Source organism: Billgrantia zhangzhouensis (genome assembly GCF_021404465.1).
In the GTDB taxonomy this organism is placed as follows: domain Bacteria; phylum Pseudomonadota; class Gammaproteobacteria; order Pseudomonadales; family Halomonadaceae; genus Halomonas; species Halomonas zhangzhouensis.
In genome coordinates this window covers 17,961-39,577 of record NZ_JABFTT010000002.1, presented here as the reverse complement: position 1 = coordinate 39,577, position 21,617 = coordinate 17,961, and the positions used below count along the sequence as shown (strand labels likewise).

The window sequence follows — 21,617 nt, the reverse complement described above, 5'->3', positions numbered from 1 at the left end:
CACGGGTAAATACAGGCTGGGCCGGTGCGATGCCCTTTGAGCCACGCTTCTCCTGATATTGCCAGTTACGCTACCAATAACGTGGGTAGCGCCGATGCCGGGCCAAGTTGTTGACCAGTATCGCCACGATCAGCATCACCCCGCAGCCGATGCCGATCGGCATCAGGGGGTACCACCACCCCAAAGCAATCACCGGCTCCCCGCCGATCACGGCGCCCAGTGCCGCGGCAGCGCCTGGTGGGTGCACTGTGTGGGTCAGTTGCATGGCGAGTACCGAGAGCGATACGGCGAGCGTAACCGCAAGTGCCGTGCTGCCGAGCAGCTTGAAGCAGGCCATGCCCACCAAAGCGGAGAGCATGCTGCCTATCAGCACGTTGCGAGGCTGCGCGAATGGGCTATCGGGGGCAGCATAGAGCAACACCGAGGTGGCGCCGAAGGAGGCCACGATTAGCAGGTGATGGGAAAGCCAATGTGCGCTCAGCCAACAGATGGCGCCCATGCCGAGGAATGCACCGAACCAGGACCACAGGGCATCCTGCCAGTCAGGGCTGGCGGCTCGGGTTCGCTCGGCGCGCATTTTACTGAGGTAAGTCTTCATTTGCCTTCGGCTTGCACAAAATAGGTGCAGGAGTCTCGCAGAGCGCACCAGAAATGTGAAGGCAAGTTTTTTTATAAGAACATGCAAATTTGTTGATCGGGGTCAGTTTTTCCGACGCGCGGAGGTAACCACCCGAGCCCGCCCCACTTCCATGGGACGGACCCTGGTTCAGCATCCGGCTCAGAAAATGTCGCGCAGAATCTCGTAGATGATGGCGTTGACGACATCCACCAGCACGACATCCGGCCCAACCCGACGCCACTCATAACCGTCGTAGCGCGGCAAGTCACGCAGAATGCGCTCGTCAAGCTGCTTGGCGATACCGGGAGGTAGCGGCTTGCCGCGCTCCAGATTCATGCGTACGCCTGGCGGCAGGCTCTCTCGGCTGCGGTCTATCTCGACCCAGTCGCGCCGCTCGATCAGCAGGCGGCGGATCTCGCGCTCGTCGATACGCGGGCCATCGACGATGATGCGGCGCTCGTCTCGCCTGTCGTCACGCCACTCGTCGCTTCCCCTCGCCCCGCGTCCCGGCTCGTGATCGGCACCTCGTCCGGGCTGGCCCGGCACTGCGTGCTGGGCTTGTCCTCTCGCCTGGCCCTGGCCCTGACTTTGCCCCTGCCGCTGTTCTGGCCCTTGCCCCTGGCCGCGGTTCTCGCCTGGCTGCGCCTGGGCATGGGCTGCGGTCAGCATCAGCACTGCCAGGCTCGGCAGCAGAATTCGCTTGGCATGGCGCATGGTGGCACTCCTTGCAGGTTGGCTGTCGTTTTAGCCTAGGAGGTAAATACGCAATGAGTGTGCAGCGAAACAGCATGTTTCAGCGCGTTTTGTCATATTAATGACAAATTTCTTTAAGTTTCTCCCGCGCTCGCCGATGTCAATCAAAATGATTGACTCACAGGAGACCGTCATGCAGCTCAGCGGCAAGCGAGCGCTCTCCCTGTTGGTTCTCTCACTGGCAGCGCTCGTCTCCTCACCAGCCCACGGCAACGCCGCCTATCACGAGGCCATTGCCAAAGGGCACGACATGGGCTGGGCGTGCTATGAGAGTTCACGGCACAACGAGCAATGGACCGTAGAATGCCAGGTCTTTCTCGCTTATGCCGAGCATGGTATCGACGCGGAGATAGCGGAATTCAAACAAAGGCTGAGGCAAGCCGGCGTGTGGTTCCTGCTGGAGCAGAACGGCACCCGAATGCAGGAGAGCGCCGACAAGGCCCGGGATATCTCTTATCTGCTGCTTTACGCCAAGACACTACGCAACCAGCATGTCGCGACCTGAAAATCGGCATTGCCACAGCAGTGGCTGTATGGTGCCGCTTCGCATTGAGCGGCCTCAACCTCCAGACCTGGTGTCATTCTTCGGCAATAGCAGCATGAAGTGATTTAAAACACTTCAGACAAGCGCGACCCCAATCAAACTTCCGCTTCTGTGGCTGCCAACCTTACGTCTTGGTTTTCTACACCAGGCGACCTTGGAATGCCACGCATGATGGTATCGTTATCAGCGGGTGCAATGGCTGTGCAGGAACTTTTCCCGTCATCTCCGAATGTTTGAGCCGGGAAAAACTCGGCAACAGTTGGCACACCTATAGCTGGATCGTAACTAGCCGCAACATAAGCAGTAGCATAAGCTCTAGTATCTGCCAAGCAGGCACCCTCTGCAGCTCGTTGCGTATAGTTCTGGTACTGCGGAATCGCGACCGTCATCAATATTCCAATGATCGCCACCACGATCAACAGCTCGATGAGCGTGAAACCGCCCTGCCTTCGCTTGGCGGCCATTCCCTGCTGCGACATTTTCTCCATCATCCCTTGTCAACACCCTTCCTTGCGGCCCCATGAGCCTTGCCGCGTACATTAGATGACTCAGCCCACGCTTCGCAAGCTGCCCCTACGTAGGCATGAACCCCGTCTCATCATAAACGACCAGGACGTTAATACCAGTTGGGATGGCGTTGGCCAGCGTGTCGTGCCGTACCTTGACCAGGGGGCTAGAATGCCTGATGGATTTTTCGCCCAATACTCTTGCAGGCCTGATACCTGAGGCGCCATGAACGACTATCGAACGGTACCGCTGGGTGCCCATGCGCCAGCCAGCGCAGATACCGCTCAACGACATGCCGCCAGCCTCGAGGGGCTGCGTGGTTTCCCTCGGCGGCTGGTGGAGCATGGATTACTCTCCCGCGCGGCGGTACAGCGGGCGGAGCAAGAAGCGCGCGAAGCCGAGATCAGCCTGCTGGAGCATGTGATCGCGACAGGCCTCGTCACGGCCCGTCAGGGTACGCTGTGTGCGGCGTGGGAGTATGGCCTGCCGCTGGTCGATCTGGACGCACTGCGTTTGGCGAGCCTACCCTCCGCCAGCGAGTATCCCGACAAGCTGCTACGCAAGCTGTGTGCGGTGCCGCTTGCCCGCCGCGGACACCGGCTCACAGTGGCGGTGCCCTACCCTTCCAGCCTGGTGCGACTCGACGAGCTGCGGTTCGCCACCGGCCTGGGCATCGATGCCGTATTGAGTCCAGTGGACCAGCTGATGCCGGTGCTGGAGGCTTACCTGGCACAGCATGAAGCCGGCTTGATGGATGAGCTGGCGGATGTGGACGATGCCATCAGCGAGCTGGAGTTCGAGGGCGGGGAAGATATCGGCAAGGAAGCGGCAGACGCCATTACCAGCGATGCCGACGACGCTCCCGTCGTCAAATTCGTGAACAAGATCCTGCTCGATGCCATTCGCCGTGGCGCTTCGGACATTCACTTCGAACCTTATGAAACCAGCTACCGGGTGCGCATGCGCGTGGACGGCATGTTGATGGAGGCCGCACACCCGCCGTTTGTCATGCACTCGCGCATTGCCGCGCGCTTGAAGGTAATGGCGCGGCTGGATATTTCCGAGCGCCGCCTGCCGCAGGATGGCGCAATCAAGCTCAAGGTTTCCAAGTCGCGAACGATCGACCTCCGTGTGAACTCGCTGCCCACTGTGTACGGCGAGAAGATCGTGCTGCGTATTCTCGATCCCAGCTCGGCGCAGATCGGCATCGATGCACTGGGCTTCACGCCGCAACAGCGCGCGCTCTACGAGAGCGTACTGGACCACCCCCAGGGCATGATTCTGGTGACCGGCCCCACTGGCAGCGGCAAGACGGTCACTCTCTATACCGGCCTGAACCTCCTCAACGAAGTACAGCGCAATATCTGTACCGCCGAGGACCCCGTGGAAATCAAGGTGCCGGGCGTCAATCAGGTCAATGTACTGCCCAAGATCGGTCTGGATTTCGCCAGCGCGCTGCGCGCCTTCCTGCGCCAGGACCCAGACGTGGTGATGGTAGGCGAGATCCGCGACCTGGAGACCGCCGAGATCGCGGTGAAGGCGGCACAAACCGGCCACTTGGTGCTTTCCACGGTACACACCAATTCCGCCGCAGAGACCTTGACGCGCCTGGCCAACATGGGCGTGCCGCCCTTCAATCTTGCCAGTTCGGTGAGCTTGATCATCGCCCAACGCTTGGCGCGGCGGCTGTGCAGGCACTGCCGCCAGGAGGCGGAGCTACCCCGCGAGGTGCTGTTGCAGGAGGGCTTTACGGCACAGGAAGTGGATAGCGCCACTGTCTTCGAGGCGGTAGGCTGCAAGCATTGCACCCATGGCTACCAGGGCCGCGTGGGGATCTACGAGGTGGTGCCGATCAGCAGCGCCATGAGCCAACTGATCATGCGTAACGGTAACTCCATGGACTTCGATCGCCTGGCACGCGAAGAGGGCCACCCGGATCTACGCCGCAGCGGCCTGATGAAGGTAATGCAGGGGACTACAAGCCTGACCGAGATCAACCGAGTCACAAAGAATTAGCCCTGGGCGAGCGAATCGCCCGTAACCTCTTGGTCAGCGCGATAATGAATAAATCACTTCGCAGGGAATTTATGGCAACGAGATCAGCGAGAGCGCCAAGGAAGCTGAAACTGTACCGCTGGCGCTGGACGGGCAAGGGCCCCGGAGGAAGAGAGGTGAGCGGCGAGATCGTAGCCACCAGGAAATACGAGGTGGAACGCGAGCTGGCCCGCCAGAACATCATTGTCAGGACCGTGCGGCGCAAGGGTAGACTTGGCGGTGGCATGGGCACCATAACGCCACGGGACGTCATGCTGTTCGCTCGCCAAATGGCAACGATGATCCGCGCTGGGGTACCGGTGTTGCAGGCCTTTCAGGTGGTGGCCGAGAGTATTCACAAGCCGGCCATGAGCGCGGTGGTGCAGCAGATGATGAACGAGGTGGCCGCCGGCTCGAGTTTTTCCCAGGCGCTGCGCCACCATCCCGAACACTTCGATAGCCTGTTCTGCAATCTGGTGGAGGCCGGTGAGAGCTCCGGCTCGCTCGATCGTATGCTCGACCGGATCGCCACTTACAAGGAGAAAGTGGAATCGCTCAAGGGCCGGGTGAAGAAAGCACTGTGGTACCCCATCGCCGTGATCCTGGTGGGCATCGGCGTAACGGCGCTGCTGCTGATCAAGGTGGTACCCCAATTCGAGAGCCTGTTCAACGGCTTCGGCGCCGAGCTGCCGGCGATGACTCGCATGACCATCGACCTTTCCGAATTCGCCCAGCAGTATTGGCTGTGGGGCCTGGGCGGCATGGTCACCTTCGTGTGCCTGATACGCCAAGGCATCAAGCGCTCACCGGCCTTTGCCTACCGCGTGCATGCGTTTCTGCTCGGGTTGCCGGTCCTGGGCGATATCTTTGACAAGTCCGCCGTGGCGCGCTATTCCCGTACCCTGGCCACGACCTACAGTGCCGGCGTCCCTATGCTTGAAGCGCTGGACATTGCCGCCGGAGCGACCGGCAACCTGGTCTACGAGCGCGCCACACGCCAGGTGCGCGAGGATGTGGCTACCGGTCAGCAGCTCCACTTCGCCATGCGCCTGACGGAGCGCTTCCCGGCGCTGGCGGTGCAGATGGTGGGCATCGGTGAGGAATCCGGCTCGCTGGACGCCATGCTCAACCGCGTGGCCGATTATTACGAGGAAGAGGTCGATAACAAGGTCGACGCGTTGACCTCGCTGCTCGAACCGCTGATCATCGTGGTACTCGGTGTGCTGGTCGGCGGCCTGGTGGTCTCCATGTACCTGCCGATCTTCGAGCTGGGCACGGTGCTGTAGCAAGGCACTGTATTGCTGACGCTTTGCGCGTTACGATCATCCTGACATGTAAAGCATGGGACAAGAGCATGCCACGCGACGTACTTGAGCGATTGATCTCGCTTGCCAGGGAGCGGGATGACTTGGCCGCTCTTTGGCTGTACGGCTCCCGCGCTCGTGGCGACCATGGTGAGCAGAGCGACTACGACCTCGCTGTCGCCTTTACGGATTGGTGGAAGTCGCCCTTGGAGCGCAGGCTTCGACCTGAGCTTCTTGCGCTCGACTGGCAGCGCGAGCTTGGGCTACCTGACGGTAAGCTCAGTGTCGTGGACCTTGCCAACTGCCCCATCCCACTGGGCTGGAGTATTCTCGAACAGGGACGGCTACTGCTCGACCAACACCCACAGTTACGGATGACGCAAGAAGCGCGCATCATGTCCCGCTGGGAGCAGGACTATTACTATCACCAAGCGAGGCATCATGGCTGATTCAAGTCCTGGCATGGCCTATCTGATCGCGCTCCGGGAACATATCGCAGAATGCGAAACGGATATCGCCACACTTGACCGGATCGCCAAAGAGCGCCCTTGGTCGCGCTTGGAGCGACACGCTGCGGAACGCACGTTACAGATTCTGATTGAAGGCTGTATTGGTGTTGCAAAGCATTGGGCCAAGCGAGAGACCGGTACGATGAACCAGAATGCTCTTGGCGCTTTTGAAAAGCTTAATGAACAAGGCTTGATCGGGCATGAAGTCCCGTGGCGCAAAGTCATTGGCCTGCGTAATGCCTTGGTGCTTGACTATTTGGAGGTCGATGACCGAATCGTGGCCGAAGTCATTGAGGCCGGTTACTACCGTCCCTTAGTCGCCTTTGTGAGGCAGGCAATTCAGGCACTAGAATCTTGAAGAAACAAGGACTTCTTCTTGCTTGACCTCCCCCCCGCCCTTCTCTGGCCGCTGGCAGCCTTGCTGGGCCTTTGCCTGGGCAGCTTCCTCAATGTGGTGATCGTGCGCCTGCCGGTCATGTTGATGCTGGGCTGGCGTGCCGAGGCCCGCGAGGCACTGGAGCTGCCGGAGGAGGAGTCACCCCGCTTCAATCTGCTGGTGCCGCGCTCGATCTGCCCCCGCTGCGAGGCGCCGATTGCCTGGCACGACAACCTGCCCGTCATCAGTTGGTTCAAGCGTCGCGGCCGTTGCGCCGCTTGCGCGACGCGCATCAGTCTACAGCACCCCTTGGTGGAGCTGGCCGGCGCGGGCCTGACGCTGGCCGTGGTGGCGCTGTATGGCGTGACTTGGCAAGGCCTGTTCATTCTTGCCGCCTGCCTGGCGCTGCTGGCACTCGCCGTGATCGACTTACGCACCCAACTGCTGCCGGACGTGGTGACCTTGCCGCTGCTGTGGGCCGGCCTGCTTTACCAGTTGCTGTTCCAGCCGCTGATGCTGCCCAGCGCCGTCATTGGCGCCATGGCAGGCTACCTCGCCCTGTGGAGCGTCTACTGGCTGTTCAAGCTGGTAACCGGCAAGGAGGGCATGGGCTACGGTGATTTCAAGCTGCTGGCGGCGCTGGGCGCCTGGCTGGGCTGGCAATACCTGCCGCTGGTGCTGATTCTTTCCGCCGGCGCCGGCGCTCTCGTCGGTATTCTGGTGCAGCTTGCCCTGCCTCGCCTGCGCGGCGCACCGATGCCCTTCGGCCCTTTCCTGGCCATTTCCGGCTGGATTGCATTGCTCGTGGGCGAGCCGTTGATGGCCATTTATGTCGGCATGACACTCTGAGTGAGGGCTTGTGAGGGAGAACCTGCTTTGATCGTTGGCGTAACCGGTGGTATCGCTTCCGGCAAGAGTACCGTGGCGCGGGCCTTCGCGGCGCTGGGCGTGCCTTGGGTGGATGCCGATGACGTGGCTCGCGAAGTGGTCGAGCCCGGCGAGCCGGCGCTGGCCGAGATCGCCGAGCGCTTCGGCGTGCGGATTCTGCAGGCGGACGGTAGCCTGAACCGCCGCGCCCTGCGCGAGATCGTGTTTGCCGAGCCAAGCGAGCGGTTATGGCTCGAGTCGGTGACCCACCCACGCATTCGCGAGCGCATCATCGCCCATCTGGAACGGCTCCAGAACGAGGGCGCGCCCTACGTGCTGCTGGTCTCGCCGCTGCTGTTCGAATCGGGCCAGAGCGAGATGGTGGACCGCTGCCTGGTGATCGACGTGCCGGAGAGCGTGCAGATCGCCCGTACCGCCTCCCGTGATGACGTGGACGAACGACAGGCCCGCGCCATCGTTGCCGCCCAGATGCCGCGCAGCGAACGTCTGGCCCGCGCCGACGACGTGATCGACAACAGCGGAAGCGAGCAGGACCTCGCCGCCCAGGTAGCCGAACTGGACCGACGCTATCGGAAGATGATGACCTCTTGAAAGACCTATTAAAAGACCTATAATCTGGTCTCGAAGATCAGAAACTGGAGGCTTCCATGCCCCACACTATCCTTGCCAATACCACAGCCAGTATTTCTGAGCTAAAGAAGAACCCGATGGCTACCGTGGCCGCAGGTGAGGGCTTCCCTGTCGCTGTTCTGAACCGGAACGAGCCCGCCTTCTACTGCATCCCGGCGGCCGCTTATGAAGAATTGCTGGAGAAACTGGAAGATGCCGAGTTAAACCGGATCGCCGATGCGCGCAGCTCGCAAGCGGAGATCACGGTGACTCTGGATGAGCTATGAGCTTCGCTTCCGAGAGGAAGCATTGAAGGAGTGGCGTAAGCTTGATGGCAGCGTGCGCTTGCAGTTCAAGAAAAAGTTGACCGCCATCCTGGCGAGCCCCGTTCGCCCCGCAGCCCAACTCCATGGCAGCAAAAACCGCTACAAGCTCAAGCTCCGCAGCGCAGGCTTTCGCCTCGTTTACGAAGTTCGGGACCAGGAGCTTGTGGTGCTCGTAATTGCCGTGGGCAAACGGGAGCGTAATGACGTCTACCTTAAATCCAATCGTCGCCACTAGGTATCGGGCTTCAACCTGGCCTCAGGCTACTGCAAGCCGCTAGACTAGCGGAAAGCCACCAACCGCATTGGATTCATGAGCCAACACGACCAACGTCCCCTGACCGTCGCCTGCCCGCAATGCCAGAAGAAGGTGGTGTGGAGCGAGAAGAACCCCTACCGCCCTTTTTGTAGCGAGCGCTGCAAGCTGATCGACCTGGGCGCCTGGGCCGATGAGTCGCACCGCATTGCCGGGGAGCCGGCGCTCGACGAGACCAACATCGACGAGTGGCTGGCCCGCGCCGAGCGAGGCGACGAGCGGTGACCCTGGCCCCGGCGCCGACCTATCGGCTGCTGGCCGAACTCGAACTCGCCTTCGACAGGCTGATCGAGAGTACCGAAGCCCTGCTCGAAGCCTACGTGGCCTCGCCCTACGAAGCCTGGGCCTTTCAGGCCGAGGCCAGCACCGAGTGGCTGCGCCGCGCCCTGCTCGATTTCTGGTACACCGATGGGCAGGATGGCCGCGCCACCCGCAGCCATGTGGGCTTGATTGCCGCCGATGACATACTCATGGCGCGGGTAGCCGAGGTGAATGCAACCAAGGCCGAATTCGCCGAGCGGCTTGCGCGCATCAAGGCCGAGCATCCACCGCTGCTGGCCGAAGCCAAGGCGGTACTGCCCTTCCGCCACCCACAGCTGCACGACCATCTACGCGGCAGCGGCCTGGCCCGGCTGCACCTGAAGCAGTGCTGGCGGGCCGTTCCCGTGGCCGAAGCGCCAGTCGCCCGGGTACGCCTGGCCTGGTACTCCAGCGGCCGCTCGATCAAGCGGCTCACGGTGCGCGAGGTGGAGAAGAAGCTGCTGGCATTGGACAGCGAAGCCCCCCACGTGCGCATTCAGCTACGCAAGCTGGCCGCACTGCCTTCGAGCGAACCCTTGGCACAGGTGCAGCGCCAGGCGCCGCTGATGCGCGCCAACCTGTTCTACTGCGAGCCGCTGGAAGACGGCCGCACCCGACGCGCCATGAACGTGGCACTGCCGCTGTTCCTGCCCGCCCCGCGCGGGCGCCTGCCCGACCACAATCAGCCCCCGGCCGCGCCGCCGCAGGGCCGTACCCGGGCACGCCGTAGCGACGAGAAGCTCGAAGAAACTCCCTACCTGCCGTCGCTCAGGATTTACCGCTACCGCTGATGCGCGCCCTGGCGTGCCTAGCCTGCCTGCCGGGCTTGGTGTTCCAACTCTGCCACCAGCGCAGGCTGGAGCTTCAGTGCCTTGGCCAGTTGGTCGAGCCAGGCGCGTTCCATGGGATTCTGCTCGTCGATTACCGCCACGCTGATCAGGTACATCTCGCGCGCGGCCTGGGGCGAGTCGGCCTGGCGCGCCAGCGCCTCGGCATCCAGCGGGGCACTGAGCTGTTGCTCGACCCAGCGATGGAGTTCATCGTCGGCACCTAGGGCATCGATCTGCTGGGCAATGAGTTCGCGCTCCTGCGCATCGATATGACCGTCGGCGCGGGCCGCCATGATCATTGCCTGCAGCAGTTCAAGGCTACGGCGCTCCTGGTATTCGCCTACCAGCTCCTCGACTCGCTCGCCTTCGGCACCGCTGCCTGCCGGCTGGCCAACCGCTCCTTGTGAACTCGAATTCTGCCAGGCTTTCCAGGCCAGCATGCCGACCGCGGCGATGGCGCCGTACTTGAGCGCCTTGCCACCAAGCTTGCGCCCACGCTTGGAGCCGACCAGCAGCCCCATGGCCCCTCCTCCCAGCATGCTCTTCACATCCAGGTTCAGGCCGTTGCCGCCGGACGATGCCTGGCCCGGCGAGCCGCCTCCCAACTGGCGGGACAGGCCATCGAGCATGCCCTTGACATCCACACCGCCGCTATTCCGTCCACTGGCTTGCTGCATCAGTTGCTGCAATATCTTGCTGGCATTCATCGTATGCTCACTCCTCTTCGCCCATTCGGGCTTCGTACCAGTCGAGCGCCTGCTCCATGCGGTCGTAGCCCCAGAAGGGCTCGGTGCCGGCCATGAAGAACGGCGCGCCGAATATGTCCAGCGCCTGAGCCTGCTCCGTGGCTGCGCGCAGCGACTCTTTGACCTCGGGCTGCTGGCTCTGTTTCAGCAGCACTTCAGCGTCGAGATTAGCCTCCGCCAGACAGTTGGCAATGACCTGCGGATCGGCGATGTCCTCGTCGTGCTCGAAATTGGCGCGGAGTACGCTGCGCACGAAGGCCGGTACCCACGGCTCTTCCGCATGCCAGTTGGCGATGCGCGCCGCCAGCAGGCCGTTGCGCGGGAACTGTGAGGGCCGCCGGAAGCGAATTCCGTCGCGCTCGCAGATCCGTTCGATGTCGCGCCACATGTAGCGCCCCTTGGCCGGATAGAGCTTGAACGGCGTGTCGTTCCAACCCTGGGCCTGGAAGATCGGACCCAGCAAGAAGGGCTGCCAGCGCACCTCGATGTCTCGCTCGGCCGCCAGATGCTCGAGCCGCATGGCGGCCGGATAGGAGTAGGTGCTGGCGAATTCGAACCAGAAGGTAAAGGTCATGATGTCGTCTCTTTGCAATCCATGGTTGAAAGCCGCTATCCCTTGGGGCCCTGGGCCGCATGCAATGCCAACCCGAGCGCCACCCTTTGCCGGCGGGCAAACTGAAAACCTGTTGAGGGAAGACGAGGAAGTGATCGCCAGGGTGCCACTGCCGATTCTCGTCATTCCCTGACGGTAAGCGGTAGCCTAGAACTCGCGGCCCTGCTCCACCCTTCTCCTCATCCACGCCCCGATCAGTAACAGTAGGGCCAGGGCGAACAGCGGCAGCAGAATATCCAGGGTAAAGGCGTCGTCTTCACGGCTGACTGCTTGCAGCCCGCTATGAATGGCGCTGGCGTAAACGGCCCATTTGATCCCCAAGCCAAGGGCGGCGGCGACAACGAAGGTGCCGAGCGGGAGCCGGCACAGGCCGGCGGCGTAATTGATCACCGAGTGCGGGAAGCCGGGCAGCACGCGCAAGGCACATTGGGTCAGCAGATCGCTGCGTACCGTGAGCATCTTCATGATCTTGCGCGTCAGCCCCTTGGGGTTCCAACGTTCTCCGACCCGAGCCGCCAGGTGGTAGGCACCCACGGCACCGCTGACGCTGCCGAGGATCAGCATTGGCGTAGCGATGTGGGGCGGATAGAAGGGAGCGATGAGCCATAACCCGATACTACCCGGCAGACCGACGGCCAGGGTGATGGCCATGGTTAGCATGACGCCGATGATGACCAGCGGATGGTGCGAGGTTTCCTCGACCCAATGGCGCACAGCCGAAAGGTCTGGCGAGTGCCAGAACCACACATAGGCGGCCATGGTCGCACTGGCGCCGAGGGCAACCCAGCGCCAGTGCCGGCGAAGTGACGAGTCGTTCGGCATTGGCAATCATCCATCAGATTTACAGCAATGTTGCCATGCCGGATCATTCAGGTCACTTTTCCTCCGCTCAGGCGCCGAATTCACCTTCCTTGTCGGCAGGCCCGGCGGACGGCTGTTCCTTGCCGGTTTCCTGTGGCGTGTCGCGTAGCCGCGGCATGGCGGCTACGCGCAAGTCAATGTAACGCAGCAGCCCGAGCTGGACGAACAACACGGTCAGGCACCACATGAACCCCTTGATCACACTCACGGTCGTATACCTCGATTCGTACGGGCAGAGGCCGATGCGGCCTCGTCGAGTCGAGTGTAGTCCTCGTTGCGAAAAAAAGATAGATAGGCTGCTAATAGAACGTCGCACGCACTTTTCAAACGCCGTATGGGCAAGCGCAGATCGTCTTCTTACGGAGCCTAAAGCCTGGCTTCCACCCGCTCAAGGATCTGCCGGCTCACCTTGTTTACCAGGGGTTTGGCGGCCTTGTTCACGGCTTTCTCGACCAGGCGGTTGCGAATGGTGTAGGTCAGCGTGAAAGAGACCTCCGTACCCTCCTCCACCGGGCTGAGCCGATAGCAGCCCTGGTTGGGCACACCATCCACCGACTCCCAGGCCAGGACTTCGGGCGGCTGATGCTCGGTAATGGCCACTTCGAAGGTCCAATCCATGCCGACGGCGTGCACATACCAGCGATAGCGCTCGTCACCCAGCGGCTCGATCGCCTTGATCAGGTCGGAGTAGTCGACGAAGTCCTCGACCCGCTCCAGCAGGGCATAGACCCGTTCCGGCGGGGCCTTGAGGATTGCACTGTGTTCGATCGTGGCCATGCGGTTCCCTATGCTGTTCGACAACGCTAAAATGCTCCACCTTCAGGGTACCCGTCCTGCTACATGATGGCTAATAACTAGCTGATCTTCGCTCGCGCAGGCATGTGTTCAGATGCGCTCAAGCAAATAGCCGAGCGAGATGAAGCGCAAGGCACGAGGAGCGCAGGACCAGGAGCATATGGGGTATATGTGACTGGTCTGAGCACCGCAGTAACACAGCGATTCGCTCGCGCAGGCATTTGCTTTCAACTTAATGAGGTTCTGCATGTCCACACCCAAGGTCGGTTTCGTCTCACTGGGTTGCCCCAAGGCCCTGGTGGATTCCGAGCGCATCCTGACCCAACTGCGCACGGACGGCTACGAGATCGTGCCCAGCTATGACGATGCCGACGTGGTGGTGGTCAACACCTGCGGTTTCATCGACAGCGCCAAGGCCGAGTCGTTGGATGCCATTGGCGAGGCCATCGCCGAGAACGGCAAAGTGATCGTCACTGGCTGCATGGGTGTGGACGAGGGTGCCATTCGCGACGTCCACCCCAGCGTACTGGCCGTTACCGGCCCGCAACAGTACGAGCGCGTGGTCGGCGCCGTGCACGAAGCCGCCCCGCACCAGCACCGGCACGACCCTCATCTCGACCTGGTGCCGGCCCAGGGCGTGAAGCTCACCCCGCGCCATTACGCTTATCTGAAGATCTCAGAAGGCTGCAACCACAGCTGCAGCTTCTGCATCATCCCCTCCATGCGCGGCAAGCTGGTCAGCCGCCCGGTGGGCGACGTGCTGCGCGAAGCCGAAGGGCTGGCCAAGGCGGGCGTGAAGGAGCTGCTGGTGATCTCCCAGGACACCAGCGCCTATGGCGTGGACCTACGCTACGCCCCTAGTGAATGGCGCGGCCGCGAGGTCAAGACGCGCCTTACCGAGCTGTGCGAGGCGCTCTCGGAGCTGGGCATTCGCGTGCGGCTGCACTACGTGTATCCCTACCCTCACGTGGACGAGCTGATTCCGTTGATGGCCGAAGGCAAGATCCTGTCTTACCTGGACATTCCCTTCCAGCACGCCAGCCCCAAGGTACTCAAGGCGATGAAGCGCCCCGCCTTCGAGGACAAGACGCTCGCCCGCATCAAGCGCTGGCGTGAGCTGTGCCCCGAGCTGACCATTCGCTCCACCTTCATCGTCGGCTTCCCCGGCGAGACCGAGGAGGACTTCCAGTACCTGCTCGACTGGCTGAGCGAAGCCCAGCTCGATCGCGTGGGCTGCTTCCAGTACTCACCGGTGGAGGGCGCGCCGGCTAACGAACTGGGCCTGGAGCCGGTGCCGGACGACGTGAAGCAGGAGCGCTGGGAGCGCTTCATGGCGCATCAGCAGCTGATCTCCGCCACTCGTCTGGAGCGGAAGATCGGTCGCGAGATCGAAGTACTGGTGGACGAGGTCGACGAGGACGGCCCCATCGGCCGCAGCGAAGCCGACGCTCCAGAGATCGACGGCATGGTGTTCCTGGAGTCCAAGCGCACCCTGCGCCCCGGCGACGTGGTGCGCGCCCGGGTGACCAACGCCGATGAGTACGATCTTTGGGCCGAGGTGATCGAGGAAGCACGGCCCGTCAAGTTCATGGACTTTTATAGCGCCTAGTAGGCCCTACTCACTTACGAGTAAAGCGACAAGGAGGTAGGCCATGCCAAAGCCTACCTCTCTTAGGCTCTGTACGAAAACTGTCTGCGCTCGCCCATACGGCGTTAAAAATCGGCTCGTGCGCGAGTCCGATCAAAGTACTTATTTACACCCCGTAAACTCCGCTTTGGACTCGCGACATCCTTGTCACTCGCTCTACGAGCAGCGGAGCTGCCCAAATCGTCAATCCTGACGATTTGTCGCCGATTTTTGCCTTGCGACCCACATGGAGGTGGGAAGTGCGTTGGCCCGTAGGGAACGGGCCTAGCCCTGGCCATCGCTCGCCGACTTTTCGTACAAAACCTAGGAAGCCATCGCCACACTCGGAATAGCTTCAAGCTGCATGTGGTTTGATTCCCACATAATCGTGTCCCCGTTTTGCTTCTTCCAGATCGTAGGCGTTCTGCAGGCGCAACCAGTAGCCTTCGCTGGTACCGAAGAAGCGGGATAGGCGAAGATCGGTATCAGCCGTGACAGACCGCGCGCCTCGGGTGATTTCTCCAATGCGTGTCGCCGGCACGCCAATGGCGGTAGCCAGGGCATTCTTGGTCAGTCCCATCGGCTCGATGAAATCCTCCAGCAGGATTTCCCCCGGATGGATATTGGGTAGACGTTCGGTCATGGCCCACCTCCTCAGTGGTAATCGACAATTTCGACATCGTAGGCATTGCCGGCTTCGAATCGAAAGCAAATGCGCCACTGGTCGTTGATGCGAATACTGTATTGACCTTCCCGGTCACCGCGTAGCACCTCAAGCCGGTTGCCTGGCGGGACACGAAGATCATCAAGTACACCAGCGGCCCCAAGCTGACGGAGCTTCTTCAAGGCGTTACGCTGCATGTCCTGTGGCAGCTTACGGACCACCTTACCATCAGCAATGGTGGCAGTAGCCTTGTCCTTGAAGCTCTTGATCATGAGGCGTCATCTCTTGTACAGAAATATAACGTCTTGCGTTATATAACGCAAGGCGTTATGCAGAATCTAAACCCAGACGCAAGAACGCCGCCCCCTTCTTTGACAAAGGGGACGGCGTTCTGTTTGAGCCTTGGCTCGTCGGGCTCCGCAAGCAGAGCCCGAGGGACGATCAGTCCTGACCCATCTGCTGCTTGATCAGGTCGCCGATGGTGGTCGGGCCACCGGTCTCGACTTCCTGCTCGCGCAGTTTCTTCAGGTTCTGACGGGTATCGTCCTGCTCCTTGGCCTTGATCGACAGGTTGATCGCGCGGTTCTTGCGATCGACGTTGACGATGCGGGCTTCGACGGTGTCGCCTTCGTTCAGCACGTTGCGCGCGTCTTCGACGCGGTCGGCACTGATCTCGGAAGCCTTGAGCACGGCAACGACGTCAGTCGCCAGCTCGATGTGAGCTTCCTTGGCATCGACCTCGACCACACGGCCGGAGACGATGGAGCCCTTGTCGTTGACGGCCAGGTACTCGGCCACCGGGTCGGAGTCGAGCTGCTTGATGCCAAGCGAAATGCGCTCACGCTCCGGATCGATGGAGAGGATGACGGCTTCGGCTTCGTCGCCCTTCTTGAAGCGGCGCACGGCTTCTTCACCGGTCTCGGACCAGGAGAGGTCGGAGAGATGAACCAGACCGTCGATGCCACCTTCCAGACCGATGAAGATACCGAAGTCGGTGATCGACTTGATGGTACCGGACACGCGGTCGCCCTTGTTGTACTGGGCATTGAAGGTTTCCCACGGGTTCGGGGTGCACTGCTTGATACCCAGGGAGATACGACGACGCTCTTCGTCGATGTCGAGAATCATGACATCCACGTCGTCGCCGATGTTGACGACCTTGGACGGATGGATGTTCTTGTTGGTCCAGTCCATTTCGGAGACGTGAACCAGGCCTTCGACACCCTCTTCCAGCTCGGCGAAGCAGCCGTAGTCGGTGAGATTGGTGACGCGGGCCGGAACCACGGTACCCTCGGGGTAGCGGTCCTTGATGTTGACCCACGGATCTTCGCCCAACTGCTTCAGGCCCAGGGAGACGCGGTTGCGCTCGCGGTCGAACTTCAGCACCTTGACGTTGATCTCGTCGCCCACGGCCACGATCTCGCTCGGATGCTTGATGCGCTTCCAAGCCATGTCGGTGATGTGCAGCAGACCGTCGACGCCACCCAGGTCGACGAAGGCACCATAGTCGGTGAGGTTCTTGACGATACCGATGATCTGCTGGCCTTCCTGCAGGGTGGCGAGCAGAGCTTCACGCTCGGCGCTGTTCTCGGCTTCGAGCACGGCGCGGCGGGATACGACCACGTTGTTGCGCTTCGGGTCGAGCTTGATGACCTTGAAGTCGAGTTCCTTGTGCTCGAGATGCGTGGTGTCACGCACCGGACGCACGTCGACCAGGGAACCCGGGAGGAATGCACGGATGGAGTCGATGTCGACGGTGAAGCCGCCCTTGACCTTGCCGTTGATCACACCCTTGACGATCTCTTCCTTCTCGAAGGCCGCTTCCAGTACCTTCCAGGCTTCGGCGCGCTTGGCCTTCTCGCGAGACAGGCGGGTCTCGCCGAAACCGTCTTCGACGGCTTCCAGGGCAACACTGACTTCGTCGCCAACGGCGATGGTCAGCTCGCCGTTGTCGTCGCGGAACTGCGCCGCGGGAATCTGTCCTTCGGACTTCAGGCCGGCATTGACGGTGACCCAGTCACCTTCGATGTCGACGACGGTAGCCGTGACGATGGCGCCCGGCTCCATATTGATGTCCTGCAGTGACTGTTCAAACAGTTCAGCAAAGCTTTCGCTCATGATTTTCCTACGTGATCAACGGTGTTGAGGCGTCGCCGCCTTCTCCGCACCACCAGCGAGTGCGGGCCTTATTTACCAAACCCCCGGGGATGTTAGCGCTGGTTGGACCTGGCCGGGCTTGCAATAATGGAGTTGCCCGACCATGCCATGACATCCGTTCGAGGGCGCCGCAAGGGAGATCAAGTTCCGGGGACGAGGCCGCGTTCGGCCAGCCACTCCGTCAACCGTTCCACCACTTCCGGTATACTCAGGCTCGTGGTGTCAAGCGTGATGGCGTCATCGGCCGGCTTGAGCGGAGCCACGCTGCGCTGCATGTCACGTGCGTCGCGCGCCTGAATTTCCTTCAAAAGACTCGATAGATTAGCATTTACCCCCGCCTCCTGCAACTGAAGGTGGCGCCTGCGAGCGCGCTCCTCGGGGCTTGCCGTGAGGAATATTTTCAGCTCGGCATCGGGGAAAACCACGGTGCCCATGTCGCGCCCATCGGCCACCAGACCGGGGGCCTGGCGGAAGTCGCGCTGGCGCTGCAGCAGCGCCTGGCGCACGCCATTCAGCGCCGCCACCTGGGAGGCGGCATCGCCCACCTGCTCGGTGCGGATCTCGCGGCTGACGTCGTCGCCTTCGAGCAGCACGCGGGTGCTCTCTCGTTCGGCCAGGAACACCACATCGAGCCCGGCGGCGAGCCGCTCGAGTGCCGCTTCGTCGTCGAGCGCCACCTGGTGGCGCATGGCCGCCAGCGCCGTGAGGCGGTAGAGGGCGCCGCTGTCAAGCAGGTGCCAGCCCAGGCGCTCGGCGACCAGGCGGCTGATGGTGCCCTTGCCGGCACCACCGGGCCCGTCGAGAGTCAGCACCTTGGCGGTGTCACTCATGCGTGCTCCTCTTGCTCTTCGCTGACTCGGAGCCCCACGACCCTGGCAAGTTCCGTGAAGCCGGGGAACGAGGTGGCGACGTTGGCGCAGTCGTCGATGACGATCTCCTCGCCGGCACGCAGGGAAGCTACAACGAAGGACATCGCGATGCGATGGTCGCCCAGGCTGTCGATGCGCCCGCCGCCGTAGGCGACTTCGCGATCGCCGGCACCGACGATGTCGATGCCGTCTTCCCGCACGGTGTGCTCGACGCCCAGTGTCGCCAGGCCATCGGCCATGGCCTGAATGCGGTCGGACTCCTTGACCCGCAGCTCTTCGGCGCCGCGCAGCCGGGTGGTACCGGTGGCACAGGCGGCGGCAACGAACAGCGCAGGGAACTCGTCGATGGCGAGCGGCACCTGGTCGACGGGAATGTCGATCCCCTTGAGCGGCGCATAGCGGATATGTAGGTCGGCCACCGGCTCGCCGCCCACCTCATGCTCGTTGATAAGGAGCAGGTCGGCCCCCATCAGCTTGAGGATGTTGATCACGCCGATGCGCGTCGGGTTGATGCCCACGTGCTCGAGAATCAGGTTGGAACCCGGCGTAATGGCGGCGGCCACCAGGAAGAAGGTCGCCGAGGAAATGTCAGAGGGTACATCGATCGGCGCGGCGGTGAGCCTGCCGCCGCCGGTGAGCCAGCAGGTATCGTCTTCGCGACCGACGTCATAGCCGAAACCGGCCAGCATACGCTCGGTGTGGTCGCGAGTGGGCGCCGGTTCACGCACGCGGGTTTCGCCTTCGGCATAGAGCCCGGCGAGCAGCAGGCAGGACTTCACCTGGGCGCTGGCCATGGGCATGTCGTAGGTGATGCCCTTGAGCTTCTGGCCGCCGTGAATCTTCAGCGGCGGGCGTCCGCCCTCGGCGGTGTCGATCACCGCCCCCATCAGCCGCAGCGGATCGGCCACGCGCCCCATGGGGCGCTTGGTCAGCGAGGCGTCGCCGATCAGCTCGGTATCGAAGGCTTGCCCGGCCAACAGGCCGGCGAACAGACGCATGGCGGTACCGGCATTGCCCACGTAGAGCGGGCCGGAAGGCGCCTTGAGGCCGTGCATGCCGACCCCGTGCACGGTAACGCGACCCTGGTGCGGACCTTCGATGGCCACGCCCATCTCGCGGAACGCCTGCAGCGTGGCCAGGCTGTCCTCGCCCTCCAGGAAACCCTTTACTTCGGTCACGCCTTCGGCCAGCGCGCCGAGCATGATCGAGCGGTGGGAGATCGACTTGTCGCCCGGTACGCGAATGCGTCCGGCCACGCGGCCACCGGGCGCGGCCCGGAAGGTGAGTCTGCCTTGTTCTTGCATCTGGTATTCCGCCTGATAACTGGTCTGGTTCAGGAGAGAGTCGAAGTAGTGACGTGCGTGACTGGCACGGTCGAAAACGGCAAGCATAGCATCGCCGTCGCCCGCTTCCACCGCCCGGCGTAGGCGCCCAAGCCCGGCCTCGAAGTCGTCGAGTGAGGCCAGTACGGCGTCGCGGTTGGCGGTGAAGATGTCGCGCCACATCACCGGGTCACTGCCGGCGATACGGGTGAAGTCGCGAAAGCCGCCAGCAGCGTAGCGGAATATCTCCAGCCGCTCGTCCTGCCGCGCCAGGGTGTCCACCAGGGAGAAGGCCAGCAAGTGCGGCAGATGGCTGGTGCGCGCCAGCACCTGGTCGTGGCGCTCCACGTCCATCTCCAGCACCTCGGCGCCGCAGGCACGCCACAGCGCCTTCACCCGAGCCGCGGCGGTAGGCGCGGTCTCGGGACCGGGGGTGAGAATCACCTTGTGGTTGACGTAGAGCTGGGGATTCGAGGCCGCCACACCGCTCTTCTCGGAGCCAGCGATGGGGTGACCGAGCACCAGGCCCGCCGGCAACCGGCCAAAGGCTGCCAGGGCGCAGTCGCGCACGGCGGCCTTGGTGCTGCCGACATCGGTAATGACGACGCGTGGGGCGTCGCCTCCCACCGCCTCGATGGGCAGCGCAGCGGCGAGTTCCGTCATCACGCTGCGCATGGCCAGCACCGGTACCGCCAACACGATCAGCGTGGCGCCTTCCACCAGCGGCGCGAGCCGCGTATCGCCATGATCGATCAGGCCCATCTCGATGCCACGCTCGATCTCACCGGGATCCGGGTCGCAGGCAACGATTTCAACCGGCCCGAAGCCGCCGGCAGGGGTTCCTTTATAACCGGCAGCACGCAGGGCGGCGGCCAGGGAGCCGCCGATCAACCCCAGGCCGACGATCAGGATTCGCGCTTCGTTCGGCGTCACGATTGCGTTGTCACGTTCCACCACGCTTACAGCACGCCTACGGGATAGGAGCCGAGCACCTTGAGCTCGGAGGCGCGCAGGCGCACCTCCTCGAGCACGGCGGCTACGCGAGGCTCATCCACGTGTCCCTTGAAGTCGATGAAGAACACGTAGTTCCACACGCCGGTTCGCGAGGGACGCGTCTCCAGGCGGGTAAGGTCGATCTGGTGGCGATGGAACGGCTCGAGCAGGTCGTGCAGTGCGCCGGGCTGGTTGCGCATGGCCACCACGATGGAGGTTTTGTCTTCGCCTGACATGGGCACGCGCTGGCTGCCGATGATCAGGAAACGCGTGGAGTTGTCGGGACGATCCTCGATCTTTTCGGCGATCTTCTCGAGGCCGTAGAGCTTGGCCGCCATGTCGCCAGCAATCGCCGCGCTGTGCCATTCGCTCTTGATCATGCGCGCTGCCTCGGCGTTGGACGACACCGGCACCCGCTCGGCACGGGGGTAGTGGGCATCGAGCCATTTGCGGCACTGCGCCAGCGACTGCGGGTGGGAGTAGATGCGCGAGATCTTGTCGCGCAGCGTGGTGTCGGCCACCAGTAGATGATGGTGAATGCGCAGCACCACCTCGCCGCAGATGTGGATCGAGGAGTCCATGAAGGAGTCCAAGGTATGGCTCACTACGCCTTCGGTGGAGTTTTCCACCGGCACCACGCCGTAGTTGACCGCTCCTGCCTCCACTTCACGGAAGACTTCGTCGATGGCCGCCATGGGCATGCTCACCGCGCTGGCACCGAAGTGCTTGAGCGCAGCCTGCTGGGTGAACGTCCCCTCCGGTCCCAGGTAGGCCACCTTGGTGGGCTGCTCCAACGCCAGGCAGGCGGACATGATCTCGCGGAACAGCCGGGCCATCTCTTCGCTGTTGAGCGGGCCTGGGTTGAGTTCCATGATCCGTCGCAGCACCTGCGCCTCGCGCTCGGGGCGATAGAAAACGGCGCCCGAGTCGCTGGCGGTCTTGACCTCGGCGACCTGCTTGGCGCACTCGGCGCGGTCGCTGATCAGGCGCAGGATCTCGCTGTCCAGCTCATCAATGCGCTGGCGCAGCGAGTCAAGATTGATAGGGGTGTCGGTCAT

At 62.4% G+C, this 21,617-nt stretch carries 26 protein-coding genes; 12 read left to right on the top strand and 14 right to left on the bottom strand.

Annotation, left to right across the window (positions count from 1 at the left end; all coding sequences use genetic code 11):
* Positions 1-70: 70 nt before the first annotated feature.
* Positions 71-598: an HPP family protein gene (locus HOP51_RS02090; protein WP_234272292.1), complete on the bottom strand. Its 528-nt coding sequence runs from the start codon at positions 596-598 to the stop codon at positions 71-73.
* 180 nt (positions 599-778) lie between these two features.
* Positions 779-1,333, bottom strand: a complete 555-nt coding sequence (locus tag HOP51_RS02085) for an anti-virulence regulator CigR family protein (protein WP_234272291.1) — start codon at positions 1,331-1,333, stop codon at positions 779-781.
* Between the two features lie 172 nt (positions 1,334-1,505).
* On the opposite strand from HOP51_RS02085, the gene HOP51_RS02080 reads away from it, so the two are divergent.
* Positions 1,506-1,877: a hypothetical protein gene (locus HOP51_RS02080; protein WP_234272290.1), complete on the top strand. Its 372-nt coding sequence runs from the start codon at positions 1,506-1,508 to the stop codon at positions 1,875-1,877.
* A 134-nt stretch (positions 1,878-2,011) separates the two neighbouring features.
* Here the strand turns inward: HOP51_RS02080 and HOP51_RS20955 are convergent, their stop codons facing one another.
* Entirely contained in the window at positions 2,012-2,407 is a 396-nt protein-coding gene (locus HOP51_RS20955; protein ID WP_276574341.1) for a pilin, read from the bottom strand.
* 241 nt (positions 2,408-2,648) lie between these two features.
* Between HOP51_RS20955 and pilB the strand changes: the two genes are divergently transcribed.
* The 10 genes from pilB to HOP51_RS02025 all read left to right on the top strand — a co-directional run bounded on the left by pilB (position 2,649) and on the right by HOP51_RS02025 (position 9,873).
* Positions 2,649-4,439 carry a type IV-A pilus assembly ATPase PilB gene (gene pilB / locus HOP51_RS02070; protein ID WP_234272289.1) on the top strand — a complete coding sequence of 597 codons (1,791 nt, stop codon included), beginning with the start codon at positions 2,649-2,651 and terminating at the stop codon, positions 4,437-4,439.
* Between the two features lie 71 nt (positions 4,440-4,510).
* Positions 4,511-5,743, top strand: coding sequence for a type II secretion system F family protein (locus HOP51_RS02065; protein WP_234272288.1), 1,233 nt, complete (start codon positions 4,511-4,513; stop codon positions 5,741-5,743).
* Positions 5,744-5,811: 68 nt separating this feature from the next.
* On the top strand, positions 5,812-6,210 hold the full coding sequence (gene mntA, locus HOP51_RS02060; RefSeq protein WP_234272287.1) for a type VII toxin-antitoxin system MntA family adenylyltransferase antitoxin: 399 nt from the start codon (positions 5,812-5,814) through the stop codon (positions 6,208-6,210).
* Complete coding sequence (gene hepT / locus HOP51_RS02055; protein WP_234272286.1) at positions 6,203-6,628, top strand: type VII toxin-antitoxin system HepT family RNase toxin; 426 nt, start codon at positions 6,203-6,205, stop codon at positions 6,626-6,628. Before mntA ends, hepT begins: the two co-directional genes overlap by 8 nt.
* Before the next feature lie 18 nt (positions 6,629-6,646).
* Positions 6,647-7,495, top strand: a complete 849-nt coding sequence (locus HOP51_RS02050) for a prepilin peptidase (RefSeq protein ID WP_234272285.1) — start codon at positions 6,647-6,649, stop codon at positions 7,493-7,495.
* Between the two features lie 27 nt (positions 7,496-7,522).
* Positions 7,523-8,125 (top strand): dephospho-CoA kinase, encoded by a 603-nt coding sequence (gene coaE, locus HOP51_RS02045; protein ID WP_234272284.1) that lies wholly within the window; start codon positions 7,523-7,525, stop codon positions 8,123-8,125.
* A 56-nt stretch (positions 8,126-8,181) separates the two neighbouring features.
* Positions 8,182-8,430 carry a type II toxin-antitoxin system Phd/YefM family antitoxin gene (locus tag HOP51_RS02040; protein ID WP_234272283.1) on the top strand — a complete coding sequence of 83 codons (249 nt, stop codon included), beginning with the start codon at positions 8,182-8,184 and terminating at the stop codon, positions 8,428-8,430.
* Positions 8,420-8,704, top strand: a complete 285-nt coding sequence (locus HOP51_RS02035; RefSeq protein WP_234272282.1) for a type II toxin-antitoxin system RelE family toxin — start codon at positions 8,420-8,422, stop codon at positions 8,702-8,704. The genes HOP51_RS02040 and HOP51_RS02035 overlap by 11 nt, the downstream gene beginning before the upstream one ends.
* A 75-nt stretch (positions 8,705-8,779) precedes the next feature.
* On the top strand, positions 8,780-9,007 hold the full coding sequence (yacG, locus tag HOP51_RS02030; RefSeq protein WP_159552415.1) for a DNA gyrase inhibitor YacG: 228 nt from the start codon (positions 8,780-8,782) through the stop codon (positions 9,005-9,007).
* A gap of 2 nt (positions 9,008-9,009) precedes the next feature.
* A complete protein-coding gene (locus HOP51_RS02025) occupies positions 9,010-9,873 on the top strand; it encodes a DNA replication terminus site-binding protein (RefSeq protein WP_234272605.1) in 864 nt (287 codons plus the stop codon).
* 17 nt (positions 9,874-9,890) lie between these two features.
* On the opposite strand, the gene HOP51_RS02020 is transcribed toward HOP51_RS02025, so the two are convergent.
* The 5 genes from HOP51_RS02020 to HOP51_RS02000 all read right to left on the bottom strand — a co-directional run bounded on the left by HOP51_RS02020 (position 9,891) and on the right by HOP51_RS02000 (position 12,909).
* Positions 9,891-10,619 (bottom strand): tellurite resistance TerB family protein, encoded by a 729-nt coding sequence (locus tag HOP51_RS02020; protein WP_234272281.1) that lies wholly within the window; start codon positions 10,617-10,619, stop codon positions 9,891-9,893.
* A gap of 7 nt (positions 10,620-10,626) precedes the next feature.
* Positions 10,627-11,232 carry a 2-hydroxychromene-2-carboxylate isomerase gene (locus HOP51_RS02015; RefSeq protein ID WP_234272280.1) on the bottom strand — a complete coding sequence of 202 codons (606 nt, stop codon included), beginning with the start codon at positions 11,230-11,232 and terminating at the stop codon, positions 10,627-10,629.
* A gap of 186 nt (positions 11,233-11,418) precedes the next feature.
* Positions 11,419-12,093, bottom strand: coding sequence for a TVP38/TMEM64 family protein (locus tag HOP51_RS02010; protein WP_234272279.1), 675 nt, complete (start codon positions 12,091-12,093; stop codon positions 11,419-11,421).
* A 67-nt stretch (positions 12,094-12,160) separates the two neighbouring features.
* Complete coding sequence (locus tag HOP51_RS02005) at positions 12,161-12,340, bottom strand: hypothetical protein (protein WP_234272278.1); 180 nt, start codon at positions 12,338-12,340, stop codon at positions 12,161-12,163.
* Positions 12,341-12,498: 158 nt separating this feature from the next.
* Positions 12,499-12,909: an SRPBCC family protein gene (locus HOP51_RS02000; protein WP_234272277.1), complete on the bottom strand. Its 411-nt coding sequence runs from the start codon at positions 12,907-12,909 to the stop codon at positions 12,499-12,501.
* 265 nt (positions 12,910-13,174) lie between these two features.
* Between HOP51_RS02000 and rimO the strand changes: the two genes are divergently transcribed.
* Positions 13,175-14,536, top strand: a complete 1,362-nt coding sequence (gene rimO / locus HOP51_RS01995) for a 30S ribosomal protein S12 methylthiotransferase RimO (protein ID WP_234272276.1) — start codon at positions 13,175-13,177, stop codon at positions 14,534-14,536.
* A 373-nt stretch (positions 14,537-14,909) separates the two neighbouring features.
* Here the strand turns inward: rimO and HOP51_RS01990 are convergent, their stop codons facing one another.
* The 6 genes from HOP51_RS01990 to pheA form a co-directional block, all read right to left on the bottom strand.
* Positions 14,910-15,197, bottom strand: coding sequence for a HigA family addiction module antitoxin (locus tag HOP51_RS01990; RefSeq protein ID WP_234272275.1), 288 nt, complete (start codon positions 15,195-15,197; stop codon positions 14,910-14,912).
* Between the two features lie 11 nt (positions 15,198-15,208).
* Positions 15,209-15,490 (bottom strand): type II toxin-antitoxin system RelE/ParE family toxin, encoded by a 282-nt coding sequence (locus HOP51_RS01985; RefSeq protein WP_234272274.1) that lies wholly within the window; start codon positions 15,488-15,490, stop codon positions 15,209-15,211.
* 169 nt (positions 15,491-15,659) lie between these two features.
* Positions 15,660-17,336 carry a 30S ribosomal protein S1 gene (gene rpsA / locus HOP51_RS01980; RefSeq protein WP_234272273.1) on the bottom strand — a complete coding sequence of 559 codons (1,677 nt, stop codon included), beginning with the start codon at positions 17,334-17,336 and terminating at the stop codon, positions 15,660-15,662.
* A gap of 179 nt (positions 17,337-17,515) precedes the next feature.
* A complete protein-coding gene (gene cmk / locus HOP51_RS01975) occupies positions 17,516-18,205 on the bottom strand; it encodes a (d)CMP kinase (protein ID WP_234272272.1) in 690 nt (229 codons plus the stop codon).
* Positions 18,202-20,499 carry a bifunctional prephenate dehydrogenase/3-phosphoshikimate 1-carboxyvinyltransferase gene (locus tag HOP51_RS01970; RefSeq protein ID WP_234272271.1) on the bottom strand — a complete coding sequence of 766 codons (2,298 nt, stop codon included), beginning with the start codon at positions 20,497-20,499 and terminating at the stop codon, positions 18,202-18,204. The genes cmk and HOP51_RS01970 overlap by 4 nt, the downstream gene beginning before the upstream one ends.
* A 26-nt stretch (positions 20,500-20,525) precedes the next feature.
* Positions 20,526-21,617 (bottom strand): prephenate dehydratase, encoded by a 1,092-nt coding sequence (gene pheA / locus HOP51_RS01965; RefSeq protein ID WP_234272270.1) that lies wholly within the window; start codon positions 21,615-21,617, stop codon positions 20,526-20,528.

Bases quoted from the DNA above. Each gene is read 5' to 3' on its own strand.
- HOP51_RS02040 (WP_234272283.1), top strand. From the start codon at position 8,182: ATGCCCCACACTATCCTTGCCAATACCACAGCCAGTATTTCTGAGCTA.
- HOP51_RS20955 (WP_276574341.1), bottom strand. From the start codon at position 2,407: ATGATGGAGAAAATGTCGCAGCAGGGAATGGCCGCCAAGCGAAGGCAG.
- hepT (WP_234272286.1), top strand. From the start codon at position 6,203: ATGGCTGATTCAAGTCCTGGCATGGCCTATCTGATCGCGCTCCGGGAA.
- HOP51_RS01985 (WP_234272274.1), bottom strand. From the start codon at position 15,490: ATGATCAAGAGCTTCAAGGACAAGGCTACTGCCACCATTGCTGATGGT.
- HOP51_RS01990 (WP_234272275.1), bottom strand. From the start codon at position 15,197: ATGACCGAACGTCTACCCAATATCCATCCGGGGGAAATCCTGCTGGAG.
- rpsA (WP_234272273.1), bottom strand. From the start codon at position 17,336: ATGAGCGAAAGCTTTGCTGAACTGTTTGAACAGTCACTGCAGGACATC.
- pilB (WP_234272289.1), top strand. From the start codon at position 2,649: ATGAACGACTATCGAACGGTACCGCTGGGTGCCCATGCGCCAGCCAGC.
- HOP51_RS02085 (WP_234272291.1), bottom strand. From the start codon at position 1,333: ATGCGCCATGCCAAGCGAATTCTGCTGCCGAGCCTGGCAGTGCTGATG.
- HOP51_RS02015 (WP_234272280.1), bottom strand. From the start codon at position 11,232: ATGACCTTTACCTTCTGGTTCGAATTCGCCAGCACCTACTCCTATCCG.
- rimO (WP_234272276.1), top strand. From the start codon at position 13,175: ATGTCCACACCCAAGGTCGGTTTCGTCTCACTGGGTTGCCCCAAGGCC.
- HOP51_RS02020 (WP_234272281.1), bottom strand. From the start codon at position 10,619: ATGAATGCCAGCAAGATATTGCAGCAACTGATGCAGCAAGCCAGTGGA.
- HOP51_RS02000 (WP_234272277.1), bottom strand. From the start codon at position 12,909: ATGGCCACGATCGAACACAGTGCAATCCTCAAGGCCCCGCCGGAACGG.
- pheA (WP_234272270.1), bottom strand. From the start codon at position 21,617: ATGACCGACACCCCTATCAATCTTGACTCGCTGCGCCAGCGCATTGAT.
- cmk (WP_234272272.1), bottom strand. From the start codon at position 18,205: ATGAGTGACACCGCCAAGGTGCTGACTCTCGACGGGCCCGGTGGTGCC.
- HOP51_RS02035 (WP_234272282.1), top strand. From the start codon at position 8,420: ATGAGCTATGAGCTTCGCTTCCGAGAGGAAGCATTGAAGGAGTGGCGT.
- HOP51_RS02090 (WP_234272292.1), bottom strand. From the start codon at position 598: ATGAAGACTTACCTCAGTAAAATGCGCGCCGAGCGAACCCGAGCCGCC.
- HOP51_RS02010 (WP_234272279.1), bottom strand. From the start codon at position 12,093: ATGCCGAACGACTCGTCACTTCGCCGGCACTGGCGCTGGGTTGCCCTC.
- HOP51_RS02065 (WP_234272288.1), top strand. From the start codon at position 4,511: ATGGCAACGAGATCAGCGAGAGCGCCAAGGAAGCTGAAACTGTACCGC.
- yacG (WP_159552415.1), top strand. From the start codon at position 8,780: ATGAGCCAACACGACCAACGTCCCCTGACCGTCGCCTGCCCGCAATGC.
- mntA (WP_234272287.1), top strand. From the start codon at position 5,812: ATGCCACGCGACGTACTTGAGCGATTGATCTCGCTTGCCAGGGAGCGG.
- HOP51_RS02080 (WP_234272290.1), top strand. From the start codon at position 1,506: ATGCAGCTCAGCGGCAAGCGAGCGCTCTCCCTGTTGGTTCTCTCACTG.